Genomic DNA, 18562 nt, shown 5'->3' with positions numbered 1-18562 from the left:
CGCGCACCGTGCGAGTTGTCCGGGCGATCGGCGCCACGTTACGGTCCGAACCCGTAGGCACCGGCATCGAGCGAGGGGTCCGCCATGAAGGTTTCCGACTGCCCTACGACCCAGGTCGAAATCCGCATCGCCGCGCCGCCGGCCGAGGTCTGGTCGTGGCTGCTGGACGTCGACCTGCCGGCCCGGTTCTCGAACGAGTTCCAGGGCGGCGGCTGGCTCGAGGGCGCCGAGCCCGGCCTCGGCGCGCAGTTCCGCGGCCGCAACTCCCACCCGGTCGCCGGGGAGTGGGAGACGGTCTCGACGGTGACGGGTTACGAGCCCGGCCGCCTGTTCGCCTGGGCCGTGATGGACGTGACGAACCCGGCGGCCTCGTGGCGCTTCGAGCTGATCCCGGACGGCGACGGCACCGTCCTGCGCCAGTGGGCCCAGATCGGCCCGGGCCCCTCCAACCTGACCAAGATCATCAGTTCGATGCCGGAGCACGAAGAGGAAATCGTCGCGATGCGCCTCGGCGAGCTGCAGGCCAACATGCAGAAGACGGTCGAGGGCATCAAGTCCCTCGCCGAGAGCGGCGTGCGCGCGGCCTAGCGGAGCACCCGGTCCACATAGGACTTCACCGCGGCCAGGGCCTCGGCGGTCTGCCACATCCGCTCCACCTGCGGGTCGTCCGAGTGGCGGTATTCGGCGATCCGCTCGTGGAACGGCTGCCGGATCTGGGCCTTCGTGTGCGCGAACGCCTCGGCCGGCAGCTCGCCGAGCCGGGCCGCCGCGGCGATCGCCCGGTCCAGCACCGCCTCCGGTGCCGCCTGCTCGTCGGCCAGCCCGCGGGCCAGCGCGTCCGGGCCGCGCCACGTTTCACCCGAGTAGGTGAGCGACGGCAGCCGGGTGGTTCCGTACGTGCAGCGGAGGATCTCCAGGGCCGCCAGCGGGAACGGCACCCCGACCAGGAGCTCGGTGACGCCGATCGTGCCGGCGCCGAGCACGCGGCGGTCGCAGGCCGCGGCGAGGACCGCGCCGCCGGCGATCGCGTGGCCGTTCAAGGCCGCCACCACCGGACGCGGGAAGCCGAACACCGAGAGGAACGCGTCCGACAGCAGCGGCAGGAACTCCGCCACATACGGGGCGCCGCCGTCGTCGATGCGCTTGAGGTCGACGCCCGCGCAGAAGATCCCGCCCGTTCCGGTGAGCACCACGGCCCTGGCCTGCTCGGCCTCCTCGAGCCGGAGTATCAGCTCGCGGCACGAATCCGTGTCCAGGGTGTTGCCCTTGCCGTGGTCGATCCGGAGCACGGCGACGTCGCGGTGGCTGTCCAGGGTGATCGGCACGGCCCGACCGTACCGCGGGCCCGGCCGCCGGTCAGGTCCGGACGCTCAACCGGACGACGCCGAAGTGCTCCCGGCGCACCAGCTCGGTGACCTCGTCGGGGGTCGGCAGCCGGCCGAGCGGGAACTTCAGCCCGATCATGCGGGCCGCCCGGCGCATGCCGAGCTCGGTCATGCGGCCGGAGTAGATCCGGGCCACCTCGGCGCGGCCGTCGACCAGCACCCCGCGCATCGGCGTCGTCCGGCCGGCGAACGTCACGTCGACGTCGGCGCCGCCGCGGAAGTTGAGCCGCCAGCCCGCCGGCGTCAGCGCGCAGAGGTCGCCGTCGACGCGGTGGGCGGTGACCGGCACGCGGTAGCGCTGCCCGGTCCGCCGGCCGGTGAAGGCGAGCAGCATGAACTCGCCGACGCCGCGGCCGAGCGGGCTGGGCAGCACCCGGCGCAGCACCACGTTCATCGTCCGCACCAGCGCCGCGGGCGGCTGGTGCCACTCCACTGCGGACGTCATCGATGGAGCGTACGCCGGGTTCGCGGGTCAGCTGGTGATGTCTTTTTGAGCGAACCTCCGCCCGGCGAAGAGGAAGAACACCGTCCCGTAGATGGCCACCGACAGCATCCCGCTCGCGAGGTTGGTCCAGTCGACGTCGGTCGAGATCAGGTCCATCCAGGAGAACGCGTAGTGCGTCGGCAGGTAGTTGCGGAGCCCCTCCAGCGCGGTGATCTGGTCGAGGATCTGCGACAGGATCGCCACCAGCACCGCGCCGCCGACCGCGCCGAGCGGGGCGTCGGTCGACACGCTCAGCGCCAGCGCCAGCCCGGCCACCCAGGCCAGCTGCAGGATGATGTACACAGTGGACAGGGCGATGGCCAGCAGGCTGTCGCCGAAGGACACCGCGTCGCCGGTCGGGCTGATCGCGTCGCCCGCGCCGTACCAGATCACCCCGACGCCGAGCGACACCAAGGGCAGCAGCACGAGCGCGAACGCCGACAGCAGCCCGGACACGATCGCCTTCTGCCGCAGCACCCGCTGCCGGGGCACCGGCACCGCGAGCAGGTACTTCAGGCTCGACCACGACGCTTCGCTCGCGATCGTGTCGCCGAAGAACAACGCCACGATCATCGGCAGCAGGAACGTCCCCGACACGAACAGCGCCAGCACGACGAAGTTCGGCGCGGACGCCGTGGCCAGGTCGACGAACCCGCCGCTGCGCCGGTTCGGGTTCGACTGCCCCGCTTCGAACGCGATCACCAGGATGAACGGCAGCAGCGCGACGAACCCGAGCAGGAACTGCGTGCGGCGCCGCTTGAGCTGGCGCCGCAGCTCGACGCCGAGCCGCAGCGTCCGCCGCGCCGAGTAACCCTCGACCGCGCCGTCCGGCCCGACGCCGGCGTGCTCGGCCGACGCGAGGTCGCTCAGCTCGTCGAGCGCGTGCGGATCGGTGTGCACACCCTCGGTGCTCATTTCGCCTCCGCGGGAGGGAGTACGTCGGCGGTCATGACTCATCTCCGACCAGTTGCAGGAACGCGTCTTCGAGCCGGCGCCGAGGGCCGGCCTGCTCCACCGCGACACCGGCGCGCACCAGGGCGGCCACCCCCTCGGCGCGCGGCAGCTCGCCGAGGTTCGCGTGGACGAGCTCGCCGTCCACGTCGACGTCGGTGACCCCGCTGAGCGCCTTGAGCGCCGCCGCGGCCGCGGCCGGGTCGTCGACCCGGAACGTCGCCTCGCCGCCCGCCGCGGCCAGCTCGCCGACCTCGCCCGAGGCGACCAGCGAACCGCGGTGCATGACCACGACGTGCGTGCAGGTCTGCTCGACCTCGGCCAGCAGGTGGCTGGACACCACCACCGTGCGGCCGGTCGCGGCGTACCGCTTCAGCACCTCGCGCATCTGGTGGATCTGGGGCGGGTCGAGCCCGTTGGTCGGTTCGTCGAGCACCATCAGCTCCGGCAGGCCGAGCATCGCCTGCGCGATCGCCAGCCGCTGCCGCATGCCCTGGCTGTAGGTCCGCACCCGGCGGTCGACGGCCGAGCCGAGCCCGGCGATCTCCAGCGCCTCCGCGAAGTGCGCCTTTTCGGCCGGCCGCCCGGTCGCCGCCCAGTACAGCTCGAGGTTCGCCCGGCCGGACAGGTGCGGCAGGAAGCCGGACCCCTCGACGAACGAGCCGATGCGCGAGAGCACCGGCGCGCCCGGGGCGATCTTGTGCCCGAACACGCGGATGCTGCCCGCGGTCGGCGTGATCAGCCCCATCAGCATCCGCAGGGTGGTCGTCTTGCCCGCGCCGTTCGGCCCGAGCAGGCCCAGCACCTGGCCCGGCTCGACGCGGAACGACAGGTCCTTCACCGCGACGAACCCGCCCGCGTACTGCTTGCGCAGCCCCTCGATGACCAGCGGGGTGGTGGCGAGCTCGGGGTCGACGTCGGTGGCGCGGCGGCGGCGCAGCGCCGCGAAGAGCACCGCGGCGAGGCCGATCGCCAGCGTCACGGCGATGCCGGCCAGCTGCCCGACGGGAGCCGGCGAACCGACCGACGTCCCGGGGACGACGGGCACGGCCAACGCGGTGCCGCCGGCCAGCGCGATGCGGAACACCGCGGGCGCGGCCGGGGCGGCGAACGCCTGGTCGGTGGTCCCGACGACCAGCCGCAGCGAGTGCCCGCCCTCGATCGGCCGGACGATGCCGGGCAGGGTCACGGTGACGTCGACCGGGGTGCCGTCGGCGGGCAGCCCGCTCACCCGGAACGGCGCGATGGCGTTGGCCGGCAGCACGCGCGAGCCGTCCTGCCCGACGTCGTAGAGCTTCGCGAACAGCACCGCGTCCGGCTGCGGGTGCGCCGGGTCCGCGGCGACCTGCAGCCGCACGGTGGACGAGCCGCTGATGACGACCTGGCCGTCGAAGGGGGCCGTGGTGAACTGCGCGGCCTGACCGGGCGGGTCGTTGCTGAACAGCGCGCCCAGCCGCGACGAGCTGCTCGCCACGCCGTTGAGGCCGGGGATCCCGCTGACCGCGGCCGGGTTCGCCCCGGCCGGGCGCACCACCGGCTGCGCGGGCCCGTTCAGCGCGAGCAGCCGCCGTTCGGTGGCCGGCCCGGTCAGCCCGGGGTAGGCGGGCGCGGTGACCGTGCGGACCGACGGCGTCCCGTTGGCGCGCAACGTGCCCTGGACGTCGTAGCTGAAGCCGGTGCCCGGGTCGCCGCCGTCCAGCGCCGTCTTGAGGAAGTCGCCGATCTTGGCCCGCAGCTGCGGGCCCGGCTTGCCGCCGTCGTGGCCGCCGGTGTACCAGATCGTCCTGACCTTGCCGCCCGCCGCGGTGATCTGCCGGGCGTTCGCGTCGGACTGGTCGAGGCCGAACAGCGTGTCGCTTTCGCCCTGTACCAGCAGCGTCGGCACGGTGATCTTGCTCGTGACGGACGCGGGGGAGACGCGGCGCAGCAGGTCGACGCTCGCCTGGCTCGCCTGCCCGGTGGTGCCGAGTTCGGTGTAGGCGCGGCAGACCGCGGCGGTGAACCGGCCACACGGGTCGGCGGGGCCGCCGCGCGGCCCGCCCGCCCCCGGCGGCGCCGCGGGGAGCGCGGCCCCGGCTGCTCCGGCGGCGCCGGTGGCCCCGGCGTCGGTCTCCTGCCCGGCTTCCGGTGCTTCGGCCGACGGCGAGCCGCTCGCGGCGGCGCCGGAACCGGCCGAGAAGAAAATGCCGGCCCAGCTCTTCTTGAAGACGCCGTCGGCCGCGAAGGCGCCGGCGGACGGGGTGCCCGGGGCCGTGGCCGCGGGGGACGCCGCGTTCGGGACGAGGCCCTGCGCGAGGTCGTTGTAGGTGATCACCGGCGCGATCGCGTCGACGCGCTTGTCCGTGCCGGCCAGCAGCAGCGACAGCGCACCGCCGTAGGAGGCGCCGGTGACGGCGACCTTCGGGTCGCCCTTCGCGTCGAGGGTGACCTGGTGCTGCGCGACGAGCCGGTCGATCAGCCGGCTGGCGTCGGCGACCTCGCCGTCCGGGTCGTTGAGCCCGATCTTGCCGGTGCTCTTGCCGAACCCGCGCGCGGACCACGTCATCACGACGAAGCCCTTGCGCGCGAGTTCGCGGGCGTCGTCGGCGACGCTGCTCTTGTCCCCGCCGAAGCCGTGCGCGAGCAGGACGGCCGGCGCGGGCAGGCTCGCCGGGAGGTAGGTGGTCGTGTCGATCTTGACCTGCTGCGCCGAGCCGGGGGCGGCGGGCAGGTCGAGCAGGGCGTCCTGGGTGGGCACGGCGGGTGGGGCCGTGTCGCGCGTCGCCCAGAGGACGGTCGCGGCAGCGAGCACCACCACGACGGCGCCGAGGGCCGTGAGCCGGGCTCGGCGGGTGCGCGGGAGCGGGAGTCGGGGCACGACGTGACCGTATGTGAAGATTCCTGAGAGTGTCCTCACCAGACCCGGTTGCGCGACCACCTGGTGGACCGAAGTGACCGGAATTACAGGCCCAACCCGGTGACGTGCGCGATCCCGGCTGGCTTTCGGTGGGAAGAACCGGCAAACTGGACGCGCTGTGAGGGGAGTATTCCTTCGCGGCGGTGTCGTCAGCACGGTGGCCCTGCGCCCCCGGCACCGTCGGCCGGTGGTTCCACCGGCGGGAGAGACCTCCGGTTAGTTGCTGCTGCGCACTATCCGGAGGTTCGAGTTCCATGACTGTCCCCCTGTGGCTGTGGATCGCCACGATCGGTGGCCTGCTCGCGTTGATCGCGCTGGACCTGGTCATCGTCGATCGCAAGCCGCACGAGGTGACCACGGGGGAAGCCGCTCGCTGGGTCATCTTCTACATCTCGTGCGCCGTGCTCTTCGGCGCCGGCGTGTGGATCTTCGCCGGGCACGACCCGGGCGTCGAGTTCTTCACCGGCTACATCACCGAGTACTCGCTGAGCGTCGACAACCTGTTCATCTTCATGATCATCATGGCGTCGTTCAAGGTGCCCGCCATCCACCAGCACCGCGTGCTGCTGGTCGGCATCCTGCTCGCGCTGGGCTTCCGCAGCGTCTTCATCGCCATCGGCGCCGCGCTCATCGAGCAGTTCGTCTGGGTGTTCTTCCTCTTCGGCGCGGTGCTCGTCTGGACGGCCGTCAGCATGCTGCGCGGCAAGGGCGAGGAAGAGGAGTACCACGAGAACGCCGTCACCCGGCAGGTCCGCAAGATCGCCCCGGTGACCGACGACTACCACGGCCACCACTACACGGTGAAGATCGGCGGCAAGCGGATGATCACGCCGATGCTGCTGGTGATCGTGGCCATCGGCTCGGCGGACCTGCTCTTCGCCGTCGACTCGATCCCGGCGATCTTCGGCATCACGCAGGAGGCGTTCCTCGTCTTCACCGCCAACGCGTTCGCCCTGATGGGCCTGCGGCAGCTGTACTTCCTGCTCGGCGGCCTGGTGACGAAGCTCGTCTACCTCACCTACGGCCTCGCGGTGATCCTCGCGTTCATCGGCGCCAAGCTGTTCCTGCACGCCCTGCACGAGTACCACGTCGTGCCGGACTGGCTGGACATCAACAACTGGATCTCCCTCGGCGTGATCGTCGTCGTGCTGACCGTGACCACGGTGGCCAGCCTGGCCAAGGCCCGGCGCGACGAGCGCAAGCAGGTCGTCGCGTGACTCCCGGCAAAAGTCGTTCGCATCGCTAAGGAATCGGGTACGGTCGGGACGTGCGTCCTGCCGACATCGAAGACCTCGTCACCCCCGGCCGTCCCGCCCTGCGCGGGAACCTGCTGCTCACCGCGCTGAAGCAGCCGAACCTGAAGGCGAACGCCGCGCTCGGCGCGCTGCGGCGCGTGGCGCTCGACGGCGGTGAGTCCGCGTGGACCCACGGCCGGCGCGACTCCGCCCCGGCGATCTCGCCGGACGGGCGCCGGGTGGCGTTCCTGCGCGCGGGCGAGGGTTCGGACAGCAGCCCGCAGCTGCACGTGATGCCGTCGGACGGCGGGGAGGCCCGCAGGCTGACGTCGCTGCCCCTCGGGGCCGGGGAGCCGGTGTGGGCGCCGGACTCGCGGCGGATCGCGTTCACCGCGCGCGTGCCCGAAGCGGGCCGCTACGGGACACCCGACGCCGACGGCGAGACGCCGGAGCCGGCCGCCGAGGCGCCGCGGCGGATCACGCGCATGGACTACCGGATCGACGACGTCGGGTTCCTGCGCGACCGCATGCAGCGGCTGTTCGTCGTCGACGCCGTCGAGCCCGGGGAACCCGAGCCGCTGACCGGCGACGGGTTCGACGCGGCCCACCCGGTGTGGACGCCGGACGGCACCCGCGTGGTCTTCACCGCGCCGCCGGAGTGGGGCGCGGCCGAAAGCGACTTCCGCGACATCTGTGCGATCCCCGCATCCGGCGGCGAGCCGTCGGTGGTCGTGCGGTGCGACGGCTACGCGGAGCGGCCGGCGTTCGGCCCCGACGGCACGTTGTTCTACTTCGGACAGTCCTTCGAGGACCACCACGAAGCCGCGCCGACCGGGCTTTACGCGGCGGCGCCGGAGTTCGGCGCCGACCCGGTGACGGGCCGCCGGCTCACCGACGCCGAGACCGTGGACTGCGAGGCCGCGGCCGGTCCGCCGGCGCCGCGCGGGGACGACGTCCTGGTGGCGGTCCGCAACCGCGGCGCGGTCGAACTGCGCGCGGTCCCCGTCGGCGCCTCCGGGGCCCCGCTGGGCGACCTGCCGGTGGTCTACGCGGACCAGGCCGTGGTGCGGTCGTTCACCCTGGACGGCCCGGTGCTGGTGGCGGTGATCGCGACGCCGTCGACGCCGGGCGAGGTCGTGCTGCTCGGCGACGGCGGCCCGCGGGTGCTCACCGACTACGCGAAGCCGTTGCGGGACAAGGGCATCCGGCCGATGATCGAGCTGGAGACGACCGCGCCGGACGGCTACCCGGTGCACGGCTGGCTGGTGCTGCCCGAGGGCGAGGGTCCGCACCCGGTGCTGCGTGTGGTCCACGGCGGCCCGTTCACGCAGCAGGAGTGGGCCCTGTTCGACGAGGCGCAGGTGTACGCGTCGGCGGGCTACGCGGTCGTGGTCGGCAACCCGCGCGGGTCGGCGGGCTACGGCCAGTCGCACGGCCACGCGATCACCCACGCCTTCGGCACGGTCGACGTCGACGACGTCCTGGCCCTGCTCGACAAGGCGCTCGAACGCCCGGACCTGGACGCCTCCCGCGTCGGCATCATGGGTGGCTCCTACGGCGGGTTCATGACGAGCTGGCTGGCCGCCCACCACGGCGACCGCTTCAAGGCGGCGTGGAGCGAGCGCGCGGTCAACGCGTGGGACTCGATGGTCGGCAGCTCCGACATCGGCTACTTCTTCGTCGACGCGTACATCGGTGCTTCGCCGGAGGTGCAGCGCGAGAAGTCGCCAATGTCGTACGCGGCGCAGATCGGGATCCCGTTCGCGGTGGTGCATTCGGAGCAGGACTGGCGGTGCCCGCTTGAGCAGGCGGAGCGGATGTTCGTGGCCCTGCGCCGCGCGGGCGCGCCGGCGGAGATGCTGCTGTTCCCCGGGGAAGGGCACGAGCTGAGCCGCTCGGGCCGCCCGCGGCACCGGGTGCAGCGCTTCGACGCGATCCTGGAGTGGTGGTCGCGGCACCTGTGACGCGCGGCCTGGTCCGCTTCGACGTCGACGGCACCCTCGGGCCCGACCTGCGGGCGGTCGTCCCGGTGCTGGCGGCTCAGTTCAGCAGCGTGTAGTTCAGCTCTTCGCAGACGCGGCCGAGCGGGACGTCGAGGCCGGGGTGGTCCAGCGGCAGCAGCACGTCCGGCGCGATCGGCAGCGCGGCGCCCGCCGGCGGGTCCCACAGGCAGATCGCGGGGTCGCCCGAGTCCATCGACGAGCGGTACCAGAGGCCGTCGAGGTCGCTGAACGCGCCGCGGATCGCGCGGGCCCACGCCTGGGTGAGCTTCTTCGGGCCGCTGGAAATCTCCTGGGACGCGCCGACCCGCGTCGGCCAGAGGCCGGTCAGGTCGAGCAGCCGCAGCGTGCGCGTCGGGCGGACGACGACCAGCCGGGGGCCGCGGGTGCGGCGGTCGACGGTCGAGCTCGTCTGGAACACCTCGGCGACCGACGTGCGCACGGTGAGGCCGAAGTAGAGGACGCCGTTGGCGGGGTCGGTGACCGGCGTGCCCCCGCGCCCGGGCGACTGCTGGTCGAACCGGCCGTGCGGGAGCGGGCCGGTGTAGCGGAACGAGTTCCACTGCTGGGGGTGGTTGCCGTGCGCGGTGAAGATCCGGACGAGCCTGGTCGCGGGCTGGACCGTCACCACGTCGTCGGCGCGGTTCAGCTGCCGGACCAGGACGGATCGGGCGGGCGGCAGCGGGAGCCGGGCCATGGGTCGGGGGTGGTCCGTCCTTGTCGGTGATCTTGCTCGGAGGGTTCAGCCTAGAGTGGCGTGCCGAGCGTGGCGATGAGGCGGGCTACGTGGTCCGGATCACCACCGGAGAGCAGCCATTGGCGCGGGGTCGCCGGGTGGTCGTTGATGACCAGGTCGGGCTGCGGAGTGCTCATGAAGGCGGCGACGACGAGCGCGGGCTGGTCGTCGGGCAGGGCTTTGAGGACGACTTCGAGGCCGGGGAGCACGCCGGAGCCGGCGAACTGCCAGGCGGGCAGCCGCCAGCCGCCGTCCTTCCACCCGGTCAGCCGGCCTTCCTTGAGGCGGTGCCGGATGCGGCTGTCGTCGACCCCGAGGGCCTTGGCGGCCTCGTTGACGCTGAGCGCCCCCTCGGCGAGCACGGCGTGCGCGGCGACGGTCCGCGCCCGGAAGTCGGGTTCGTCTTCCCGCCGGGGCGAGAGATCGAGCCCGACGTCGGCGAGCGCGGCGCGCTGGTCGGCCGAGAAGTAGTGCGAGGGATCGGGGTTCGGTGGGGAGAGTCTGCGCGCCGCGTCCTCGACGAGTGTGAGGAACTCGTTCGCGTCGACCTTGAGGCCCGCCTTGGCGAGGATGTTCTCCAGCGCTACAGACATGTGGCTCAGGTTAACCCGAAACAGCGCGCGTGTGCGGGTTCGTGCGGTTTCTTGCCCTGTCTGTGGGTGAATTCACCAGAGATCGACACTTACGGCACATCATCCAACACGTTGAGTGAGCAACTTCCGGTAAGTGTGCCCGGGCGGGGGTGGGTTGTCCAGCCCCGGGTCGGCTTGACACTGCTGGTTCGCGGACCTAGGTTGCCGGTGAGTAAACGATTTCCGCTCCGTGCTCACGGATCCGGCGTCCTCGGCGCCGGTATTGGGGGACACAGGGGGTGGGGCGTGCCTGGGGGGCCCGGCACGAGCCGGCCCCCCAGGCACGTCGCTCCCGGATCACGTGACCGACCCTCCAGGCACGCGAGCCGACCCTCCAGGCACGCGAGTCGACCCTTCGGGGACGCGAGTCGACCCTCCAGGTGTCCCTTCCTCCTCCGGCCTCAGCGGCGGGAGCTCTTCCGCACGATCAAGCGCGCCTCGAGCGTCGTGGTCGTTGCGTCGCGGCTGCTGTCGGTGATCCGGGCCAGCAGGAGCTGTGCCGCCACGCGGCCCACCTCGTACGCCGGCTGGGCCACCACCGTCAGCGGGGGGTCGATCAGGGTTGTCCAGGGTGCGTCGTCGAACGAAACGATGCCCACGTCGCTGCCCGGGCGCAGGCCGCGGGCCGACAACGCCTCCAGGACTCCGATCGCCATCGTGCTGTTCGCCACCAGCAGGGCGTCCGGCGGCGATGGCGCGTCGAGCAGTTCCAGCGCCGCCAGCCGGGCGCCCTCCGCGCGGTACTCCGCCCGCCGGGACAGGATGTTCGCTTCGCCGACCACGTCCGCGTAGCCCGCCAGGCGGTCGTCGGCCGTGCGGACGCCGGCCGGGCCCGTCAGGCAACCCACTCGTTCGTAGCCGCCGGCCAGCAGGTGGCGGGTGGCCTCGGCCGCCGCGTGGCGGGTGTCGACCAGGACCTGGTCGCCCGCCGCCGCCGGCAACGGGCGGTCCACCGCCACCAACGGGGTGCCCTGGCGGTGCAGGCCCTCGACGTTCGTCGACCGGCCCGTGGGCGAAAGCACCACGCCGGCGACCCGCTCCTGCAGCGCGACCTCGATGTAGCGGCGCTCCTTGTCCTCGTTCTCGTCCGAGTTGCAGAGCACCACCGAATACCCGGACCGCTGCGCGAGATCCTCCACGCCGCGCGCGATGGCGGTGAAGAACGGGTTCTCTACGTCGGAGATGATCAGCGCGAGCACCGCCGTCTCCTGACGGCGGAGGTTGCGGGCCAGCCCGTTCGGGTGATAGCCGAGCTCCGCGGCCGCCTCCTGGACCCGCGCGGCCAACGTGGGGTCCACAGTGGACTTCCCGTTGAGCGCGCGCGACACCGTCGCCGTGGAGACGCCGGCTCTTGCCGCGACGTCGCTGATGGTGGCCACGGGCCCTCCCTGATCACTCGTCGAGGGGGAGGATAGCGCTCTTGGTAGTCGTTTACCGTCCGCTTACCTTTTCGGGTGACCAGCCACTTCCGGTTGTCCGCGCGGGTTACGCCGAACGGAGTCGATCACGCTCCGCCACGTCCACTGTGGAGGGACGGCGGAAGTAGGCCCGCGGCGTGCGGCCGGTGAGCGCGCGGCAGTCCCGGCTCAGGTGCGCTTGATCGGCGTACCCCGCGGCGGCGGCCAGCGCGGCCAGGCCGGGGGTGCGCGGCGCCAGCGTGACGGCACGCTGGAAGCGGCTGACGCGGAGGTAGGTGGCCGGCCCGTAGCCGACGGCCTGGACGAACCGCCGCCGCAGCCGCCGTTCGCCCACCGCACCCGGCACAGGATCTTCGACCCGGATCGCCGCGCGATCGGGCGAGACGCCGCCGGGGCGGGCGAGGACGGCGGCCGCGAAACTTTCCCCCTCCCGATCCGCGCCTCCCTGCGCCAGCCCCGCCGCCGCTTCACCGACCCGGGCCGCCCTCGCGCTACCCTGCGCCAACCCCGCCGCCGCTTCACCGACCCGCGCCGCCCCCGCGTCCAGCCGGCCGATCAACGCCATCACCGCCGCGTCCTCCGGCGGCGCACCCGAAAGCCGCGACCCCACCGCCTCCGCCAACGACCACTGCCCGGCCAGCACCCGCTCCGCCACCAGCGACCCGGCTCGCCCCCACACCTCGCCCAGCGGCACCCGCCGGTCCCGCAGCTCGTCCGCCGCCACGCCCAGCACCGCCGCCGCGCGGCCGGGCCGCAAGCGCACTCCGCTCAGCACCGCTCCCGGCGCCGTCACGGAGGACCACGCCGTCGTGTCCGGGCCCGCCACGAACACCTCGCCGTCGCCCGCCACCAGGTCCACGCAGCCGTCGGGGACGATCCGCTTCGGACCCTCCGAAGCCGATCGCCACACGCAGCGCGCCACGTCCCGCAGCTGCCACGGCGGGAGCTTCTCGTCGTACACACCCCGATCATGCCTCCGGGGTCCGACAAAAACCGCGGCCCCCCGTCCGGGTGAACATCGGATTTCCCGGCGAAGAGCGCTAACGCCCCGTCAGGTCACGGCGAGATATACATCGACGCACTCGACGGAAGTGCGCGGGACGAGAGAAGACCTCTCCATGGGTGTTCCCACCGCGACCCGGCCCCCGGCCGACTGCACCGCGCGGGCTCGGTCGGCCGGCAGCTTCGTCGTCGTCCTCGGGGTGCTCGCCGCGGCCTTCGCGGTGTCCGCCTACGTCGTGCCCCGGTCCGCGCGCGGACCCGTCAAGGACGAGCCCGCCACCGCGCCGGTCGCACCCGCCGCCGTCCGCACCGTGAGCCACACCGTCGTCTACGAGCTGCTCGGCGCGAACGGCGCCCGCAACGTCACCTTCGCCGCCGAGGGCTCGGCGCTGACCCAGCACGCCGAGGTCGCGACGCCGTGGTCGACGCAGTTCACCCGGGTCGGGCCCGCCGGCCGCACCGAGTTCTACAGCATCGCCGCCCGGAACCCCGGGCCCGGCGAACTGCGCTGCCGGATCGTCGTCGACGGCGTCGTCGTCGCGGAAAAGACCGAGACGGGACCGGACCGCCTCTTCAGCTGCGCCGTCTAGACGGCAGGATCGGCGGCGTGAACGCCGCGATCACCTTCGGGCCGGCCCTGGTGGCCGTCCTGCTCCTGCTCACCCTCGCCGGCGCCGCCGTCGTCCAGGCGGGCGGGCTCGGCTCGGGGCGTGCTGTCCTGATCGCCGCCGTGCGGGCGGTGGCCCAGCTCGCCGCCGTCTCCCTGGTGATCACCGCCGTCCTGCGCTCGGTCCCGCTCACCGGCCTCTTCGTGCTGCTGATGTTCGGCATCGCCGCGGTGACGTCGGCGCGGCGCGTCGGCACCCGCCGGAACCTGCCGTGGACGGCGCTGGCCATCGCCGCCGGTGTCGCCCCCGTGCTCGCGCTGGTCCTCGGCGCCGGGGTCGTCCCGCCGAAGCCGATCGCCGTCGTGCCGATCGCCGGGATCGTGATCGGCGGCGCGATGACCGCCACCTCGCAGGCCGCGCGCCGCGCCCTCGACGAGCTGAAGGCCCGCCACGGCGAGTACGAAGCCGCCCTCGCGCTGGGGTTCCTGCCGCGCCCGGCCGCGCTCGAGATCTGCCGCCCGTCGGCCGGGCACGCGCTCATCCCGGCCCTCGACCAGACCCGCACGGTCGGCCTGGTGACGCTCCCCGGCGCCTACGTCGGCGTGCTGCTCGGCGGCGCCGGGCCGGTCCAGGCCGGGCTGACGCAGGTGCTCGTGCTGATCGGGCTGCTCGCCGCGGAGGCCGTCGCGATCCTGGTGACCGTGCAGCTCGTCGCGGCCGGGAAGCTCAGCCGAGCGGAGTAGCCAGGTGCGCGGTGTCGTTGAAGCGCCGCACGATCCAGGTGTCGCCGTGCAGCACCAGGTGCGAGATCGACCCGTTGTCGGCGCCGAGGAACGCGAACCGCTCGACCGAGCGACTGGCCTGCGCGAACACCTCGCCGATCACGCCGCCGTGGGTGAACACCGCGACGCGCCGATCGGGGTGCGCGGCCGCGATGCGGGTGAGCGCGCCGCGCAGGCGGGCGCCGAACCGCTCGTCGGACTCCGCGCCCGGGATCACGTCCCAGCGCTGCTCGGTCCACAGCCGGTCGACGATCGGGTGGCCGTCGGCGGTGTACTTCCGGAACAGGCCGTTCTCCCAGTCGCCGAGGTGGATCTCCCGCAGGTCCGGCTCGACGACCGGGGTCAGCCCGAGCTTCTCCGCCAGCGGCGCGGCCGTCTGCACCGTGCGGCGCAACGTCGTCACGTAGATCGCGTCGATCCGCTCCCCGGCGAGCCGCTCGCCGACGCGCCGGGCGTGGTCGCGGCCCTCCGGGGCGAGGTCCGGGTCGGCCTGGCCGTCGACGAGCTCGAACGGGTCGTCGCCGCGGGCCGGGGCCGACTCGCCGTGCCGGACCAGGAAGATCTCCGTCGAGCCCGGGGGCGGGCTGAAGCGGTGCTGGCGGTACTCGATCTCCTGTTCCGGGGTGCTCATGGCCCCGACCCTAGCCGAGTTGCTTGTCCACGAAACACCATCGCCACGTCTCGCCCGGCTCGAAGCTGCGCATGACCGGGTGGCGGGATTCGTGGAAGTGCTGGGTCGCGTGCCGGCGCGGCGAGGAGTCGCAGCAGGCGACGTTGCCGCACTTCAGGCACATCCGCAGGTGGACCCACGTGGTGCCCTCGGCGAGGCAGGCCGCGCAGCTGTCGGCCGAGCTGGGGTCCTTGTCGACCCACTCGTGGGCCAGGTGCTTGCACGACCCCGCCGTCGCGGCCGGGGTGCGCAGCTCGCGGCCTTCGACGTCGGGCTCGGCCTCGTCGCGGTCCAGCATCGACTCCTCGATGTCGAGCCGCTCCAGGACCTTGCGCAGGACGTCGTCGTCGGCGCTGCCGCTGTCGCGGGCCTTGAGGAACTGGTCGCGTTCCACCTCCAGCAGCGTCAGCCGCAGCCGCCGGTAGGCGTCGCTCGGCGTCTCGGCCAGCGCGCTCTGCCGGCCGAGCTGCTCCCACGCCGAGTCGGCGCGGTGCTGCAGCCGGTCGCGCAGGCGCTGGATGATCTCCGGCGGGTCGTCGTCCGTCCGGATCTCCTCCAGCTTGGCCAGCGCCGCGCGGGTCATGTCGTGCAGGACGGCCGCCTCCTGCAGCGCGTCCTCCGCCGGGTCCGGCCGCGGCAGGCGCAGCCGCCGGATCAGCGGCGGCAGCGTCATGCCCTGCACGGCCAGGGTGCCGGCCACGACGACGAACGCCGCGAGAACCAGCACGGCCCGCTGCGGGGTGTCGGCGGGCAGCACGAACGCGGCCGCCAGCGTCACCACCCCGCGCATGCCCGCCCACGCGATGACGGCCGAGTAGCGCCACGGCCAGATCTTCGCCCGCGGCTTCTTCGGCAGCAGCCGCCGCTCGACGCGCTTCACGGTGCCGATCCCGGCCATCCACAGCACCCGGGTGAGGATGGTCGCGCCGAGCACGGCGACGCAGATCCAGGTCAGCATGACCAGCGACAGCCCGCTCTCGCCGACCTCGGCGAGGATCCGCCGCAGCTGCAGGCCGATCAGCAGGAAGACCATGTTCTCCAGCAGGAACTGGATGGTCTGCCAGTTCAGCCGGGACGCCAGCCGCGTCGAGCCCGAGAGGATCTGCGGCGCCTTGTGACCGAGGATGAGCCCGGCGATGACGACCGCGAGCACGCCGGAGCCGTGGATCGCCTCGGCCGGGATGTAGGCGATGAACGGCACCGCGAACGACAGCGCCGTGTCGAGCACCGGCTCGTCCATCCGGGCGCGGATGAACGCGGCCACGAACCCGACGACCAGGCCGACCACCGCCCCGCCGATGGCCGCGCGGAAGAAGTCCGCGCCGACCTGCCAGAGGCTGACCGAGCCGGCCAGCGCGGCGATGGCCGTGCGCAGGGCGACCAGGGCGGCGGCGTCGTTGAAGAGGCTCTCGCCTTCCAGCAGCCGGATCAGCTTGCGCGGCATGCCGACCCGCCGGGCGACGACGCTGGCCGCGACCGCGTCCGGTGGTGCGACGACGGCGCCGAGCGCGATGCCGCCGGCCAGCGGGAGCCCGGGGATCACCGCCCAGGCCACCACGCCGACGCCGAGCGCGGTGAACACGACGAGCCCGACCGACATCAGCCCGATCGCGCTGCGGTTCTTCCGGAAGTCGACCAGCGACGTCTGGATGGCCGCCGAGTACAGCAGCGGCGGGAGCAGGCCGAGCAGCACGACCTCGGGATCGAGGTGGACCTCGGGCACGCCGGGGACGTACGAGCCGGCGACGCCGACGACGATCAGGCACAGCGGTGCGGACCAGTCCAGCCGCCGCGCCACCGCGCTGACGACGAGGACCGTCACGACCAGCGCCACTATCTCTGCAGCTACGTGCACGGGCTAATCATTACCCGTCCGCCGCGGCGGGTGTCACCTGGCCAGCTCACCGAGTACCTCGGCGACCAGCTGGGTGTCCATGTACTCGGTGATCTCGCGGATCCGGCCGCCGGTGACGCGGAACACGAAGCAGTACTTGTTGTCGTAGCGCGCCCCGGCCTTCGTGGCGACGCCGCCCTGCGTCTCGACCACCACGACGTCGTCCTCGGCGACGAACCGGCTCGCCGTGCTCGTGTAGGTGCCGTCGAACTGCGCGCCGAGTGGGCCGAGCAGGTCGCGGCGGACCGAGTCCTTGCCGGTGAAGCGGCCGGACCAGCTGTTGTGGCCGCTCACCGTCCACGTGACGTCGTCGGCCATGGCCGCGACCAGCGGGCGGATGTCGCCGGTGGCCCAGGCGTCGAACGCCGTCCTGAGGAGCTGCTTGTTCTCGGCTGCGGTCATGGGGCCCAGTCAACACGCTGGAGCGCGCTCCAGGGCAAGTCCCTAGGCTGGGCCGCGTGACGACGGTGGAGATCGCGGCCGGCGGCCTGCGCGGGACCCGGCACGACGGGGTCCGGACGTTCCTCGGCGTGCCCTACGCCGAGCCGCCGGTGGGGGAGCTGCGGTTTCGCGCGCCCCGGCCCGCGAAGCCGTGGACCGGGGTGCGCGACGCCACGAAGTGGGCGCCGCGGGCGCCGCAGCCCGAACTCACCGGGCGCGGTTTCACCGGCGACGAGGACTGCCTCTACCTGAACGTCTACGCGCCGGCGGACCCCGGCTCGTACCCGGTGCTGGTGTGGATCCACGGCGGCGGGGGCGTGATGGGCGCGCCGCACCAGTTCGACGCCTCCGCGTACGCCCGCGCCGGCGTGGTCGTGGTGACTGTCGGCTACCGGCTCGGCGTGCTCGGGATGCTGCACCTGCCCGGCGTCGCCGACTCGAACCTCTCGCTGCGCGACCAGGTCGCCGCCCTCGGATGGGTGCGGGACAACGCCGGCGCGTTCGGCGGCGACCCGGGCCGGGTCACCCTGGCCGGGCAGTCCAACGGCGGCCGGACCGTCGGGACGCTGCTGGCCGTGCCCGCCACGCGCGGGCTGGTCCACCGGGCGATCGTGCAGAGCGGCACCGGCGTCGGCTCGGTCGTCCACACGGCGGACGAAGGCGCGGCGGTGGCCGACGCCGTCCTCGCCGAGCTCGACGCCGTCCCGGGCGACCTCGCCACGCTCCCGGTCACGCGGATTCTTCAAGCGCAGCAACGGGTTTCGGCCGTCTCGGGGACCAAGGTGACCTACCGCGTGGTCGTCGGCGACGAGCTGCTGCCGGGCCGCCCGCTCGACGCCGTCCGCGAGGTCCCGCTGCTGATCGGCACCACGGCCGACGAGGAGGACCTGTTCAGCTGGCTGCAGTCGGGGGGCGCGAAGCTGCTGGGCGTCGGCTCGACGATGCTGGACGCGGCCGCCGTGGAAAAAGCCGTTGCGGCGTATGACGACCTGCTCGACTGGCCCGAGGACCAGATCCGCAACCGCGCGCTGACCGCGGGGGACTGGTGGATCCCGGCGATCCGCTTCGCCGAAAAGCAGCCGGACGCGTGGATGTACCGCCTGGACTGGCGCATCGCCCCACGCGGCAAGGGCCTCGGCGCGGCCCACGGCCTCGACCTGCCGCTGGTGTTCGACGACATCCGGAACCGGAACTGGCGCTTCCTCTTCGCCGGGCGGACGTTCCCGGCCGAGCGGATGCAGGCGGTGGCGACGGAGATGTTCGGGACCTGGGTCCGGTTCGTCGCCACCGGCGACCCGGGCTGGCCGCGCTACACGACGGCGGACCGCGTGACGCGGCTCTTCGACGACGTCAGCGCCACCGTGTCCGATCCGGACCGCGAGCAGCGCCTGCTCTGGGACTGAGCCGGGGCGGTACGGGACCGCCCCG

At 73.1% G+C, this 18562-nt stretch carries 17 protein-coding genes; 6 read left to right on the top strand and 11 right to left on the bottom strand.

The features are described from left to right. Window positions 1-84: 84 nt before the first annotated feature. A complete protein-coding gene (locus ABZW17_RS26945) occupies window positions 85-588 on the top strand; it encodes an SRPBCC family protein (protein WP_354819823.1) in 504 nt (167 codons plus the stop codon). On the opposite strand, the gene ABZW17_RS26940 is transcribed toward ABZW17_RS26945, so the two are convergent. The 4 genes from ABZW17_RS26940 to ABZW17_RS26925 are packed head-to-tail and all read right to left on the bottom strand — an operon-like array spanning window position 585 to window position 5677. Next, window positions 585-1325, bottom strand: coding sequence for an enoyl-CoA hydratase/isomerase family protein (locus ABZW17_RS26940; RefSeq protein ID WP_354819820.1), 741 nt, complete (start codon window positions 1323-1325; stop codon window positions 585-587). The two genes, ABZW17_RS26945 and ABZW17_RS26940, sit on opposite strands and share 4 nt — an antisense overlap. A gap of 31 nt (window positions 1326-1356) precedes the next feature. Further along, a complete protein-coding gene (locus ABZW17_RS26935; protein ID WP_354819817.1) occupies window positions 1357-1830 on the bottom strand; it encodes a hypothetical protein in 474 nt (157 codons plus the stop codon). A 27-nt stretch (window positions 1831-1857) separates the two neighbouring features. Continuing rightward, a complete protein-coding gene (locus tag ABZW17_RS26930; protein WP_354819814.1) occupies window positions 1858-2784 on the bottom strand; it encodes an ABC transporter permease subunit in 927 nt (308 codons plus the stop codon). A gap of 31 nt (window positions 2785-2815) precedes the next feature. Next, window positions 2816-5677 carry an alpha/beta fold hydrolase gene (locus ABZW17_RS26925; protein WP_354819811.1) on the bottom strand — a complete coding sequence of 954 codons (2862 nt, stop codon included), beginning with the start codon at window positions 5675-5677 and terminating at the stop codon, window positions 2816-2818. A gap of 293 nt (window positions 5678-5970) precedes the next feature. On the opposite strand from ABZW17_RS26925, the gene ABZW17_RS26920 reads away from it, so the two are divergent. After that, on the top strand, window positions 5971-6933 hold the full coding sequence (locus ABZW17_RS26920; protein WP_354819808.1) for a TerC family protein: 963 nt from the start codon (window positions 5971-5973) through the stop codon (window positions 6931-6933). Between the two features lie 50 nt (window positions 6934-6983). Next, the gene (locus ABZW17_RS26915; protein WP_354819805.1) at window positions 6984-8915 is read left to right on the top strand and encodes a S9 family peptidase; all 1932 of its coding nucleotides are present in this window, start codon (window positions 6984-6986) and stop codon (window positions 8913-8915) included. A gap of 76 nt (window positions 8916-8991) precedes the next feature. Here the strand turns inward: ABZW17_RS26915 and ABZW17_RS26910 are convergent, their stop codons facing one another. From ABZW17_RS26910 to ABZW17_RS26895, 4 genes are all read right to left on the bottom strand, one after another. Then, window positions 8992-9648, bottom strand: coding sequence for an RES family NAD+ phosphorylase (locus ABZW17_RS26910; protein ID WP_354819802.1), 657 nt, complete (start codon window positions 9646-9648; stop codon window positions 8992-8994). Between the two features lie 50 nt (window positions 9649-9698). Then, on the bottom strand, window positions 9699-10280 hold the full coding sequence (locus tag ABZW17_RS26905; RefSeq protein WP_354819799.1) for a DNA-binding protein: 582 nt from the start codon (window positions 10278-10280) through the stop codon (window positions 9699-9701). 440 nt (window positions 10281-10720) lie between these two features. Continuing rightward, window positions 10721-11698: a LacI family DNA-binding transcriptional regulator gene (locus tag ABZW17_RS26900; protein ID WP_354819796.1), complete on the bottom strand. Its 978-nt coding sequence runs from the start codon at window positions 11696-11698 to the stop codon at window positions 10721-10723. Between the two features lie 106 nt (window positions 11699-11804). Then, entirely contained in the window at window positions 11805-12698 is an 894-nt protein-coding gene (locus ABZW17_RS26895; RefSeq protein ID WP_354819793.1) for a helix-turn-helix domain-containing protein, read from the bottom strand. A 157-nt stretch (window positions 12699-12855) separates the two neighbouring features. Between ABZW17_RS26895 and ABZW17_RS26890 the strand changes: the two genes are divergently transcribed. Both ABZW17_RS26890 and ABZW17_RS26885 read left to right on the top strand, forming a co-directional pair. Continuing rightward, window positions 12856-13329 (top strand): MmpS family transport accessory protein, encoded by a 474-nt coding sequence (locus ABZW17_RS26890; protein ID WP_354819790.1) that lies wholly within the window; start codon window positions 12856-12858, stop codon window positions 13327-13329. Window positions 13330-13346: 17 nt separating this feature from the next. Further along, a complete protein-coding gene (locus ABZW17_RS26885; protein WP_354819787.1) occupies window positions 13347-14090 on the top strand; it encodes an ABC transporter permease in 744 nt (247 codons plus the stop codon). Here ABZW17_RS26885 and ABZW17_RS26880 read toward each other — a convergent pair. From ABZW17_RS26880 to ABZW17_RS26870, 3 genes are read right to left on the bottom strand one after another with little or no spacing between them, the layout of a single operon-like run. Then, window positions 14074-14760 (bottom strand): histidine phosphatase family protein, encoded by a 687-nt coding sequence (locus tag ABZW17_RS26880; protein WP_354819784.1) that lies wholly within the window; start codon window positions 14758-14760, stop codon window positions 14074-14076. The genes ABZW17_RS26885 and ABZW17_RS26880 overlap by 17 nt on opposite strands. A 10-nt stretch (window positions 14761-14770) precedes the next feature. Beyond that, entirely contained in the window at window positions 14771-16654 is a 1884-nt protein-coding gene (locus ABZW17_RS26875) for a Na+/H+ antiporter (protein WP_354819781.1), read from the bottom strand. A gap of 33 nt (window positions 16655-16687) precedes the next feature. Further along, the gene (locus ABZW17_RS26870; RefSeq protein WP_354819778.1) at window positions 16688-17095 is read right to left on the bottom strand and encodes a nuclear transport factor 2 family protein; all 408 of its coding nucleotides are present in this window, start codon (window positions 17093-17095) and stop codon (window positions 16688-16690) included. 56 nt (window positions 17096-17151) lie between these two features. Between ABZW17_RS26870 and ABZW17_RS26865 the strand changes: the two genes are divergently transcribed. After that, entirely contained in the window at window positions 17152-18537 is a 1386-nt protein-coding gene (locus ABZW17_RS26865; RefSeq protein WP_354819775.1) for a carboxylesterase family protein, read from the top strand. Window positions 18538-18562: the final 25 nt, after the last annotated feature.

This window comes from Amycolatopsis sp. NPDC004625 (genome assembly GCF_040609695.1).
Taxonomy (GTDB): domain Bacteria; phylum Actinomycetota; class Actinomycetes; order Mycobacteriales; family Pseudonocardiaceae; genus Amycolatopsis.
Note: the sequence above shows the minus strand (reverse complement) of the source record. Positions and strands in the feature narration are given on the sequence as shown.

Excerpts from the sequence above, each read along its gene's own strand:
- ABZW17_RS26945 (WP_354819823.1), top strand. The coding sequence starts at position 85 with ATGAAGGTTTCCGACTGCCCTACGACCCAGGTCGAAATCCGCATCGCC.
- ABZW17_RS26935 (WP_354819817.1), bottom strand. The coding sequence starts at position 1,830 with ATGACGTCCGCAGTGGAGTGGCACCAGCCGCCCGCGGCGCTGGTGCGG.
- ABZW17_RS26930 (WP_354819814.1), bottom strand. The coding sequence starts at position 2,784 with ATGAGCACCGAGGGTGTGCACACCGATCCGCACGCGCTCGACGAGCTG.
- ABZW17_RS26920 (WP_354819808.1), top strand. The coding sequence starts at position 5,971 with ATGACTGTCCCCCTGTGGCTGTGGATCGCCACGATCGGTGGCCTGCTC.
- ABZW17_RS26910 (WP_354819802.1), bottom strand. The coding sequence starts at position 9,648 with ATGGCCCGGCTCCCGCTGCCGCCCGCCCGATCCGTCCTGGTCCGGCAG.
- ABZW17_RS26905 (WP_354819799.1), bottom strand. The coding sequence starts at position 10,280 with ATGTCTGTAGCGCTGGAGAACATCCTCGCCAAGGCGGGCCTCAAGGTC.
- ABZW17_RS26890 (WP_354819790.1), top strand. The coding sequence starts at position 12,856 with ATGGGTGTTCCCACCGCGACCCGGCCCCCGGCCGACTGCACCGCGCGG.
- ABZW17_RS26880 (WP_354819784.1), bottom strand. The coding sequence starts at position 14,760 with ATGAGCACCCCGGAACAGGAGATCGAGTACCGCCAGCACCGCTTCAGC.
- ABZW17_RS26870 (WP_354819778.1), bottom strand. The coding sequence starts at position 17,095 with ATGACCGCAGCCGAGAACAAGCAGCTCCTCAGGACGGCGTTCGACGCC.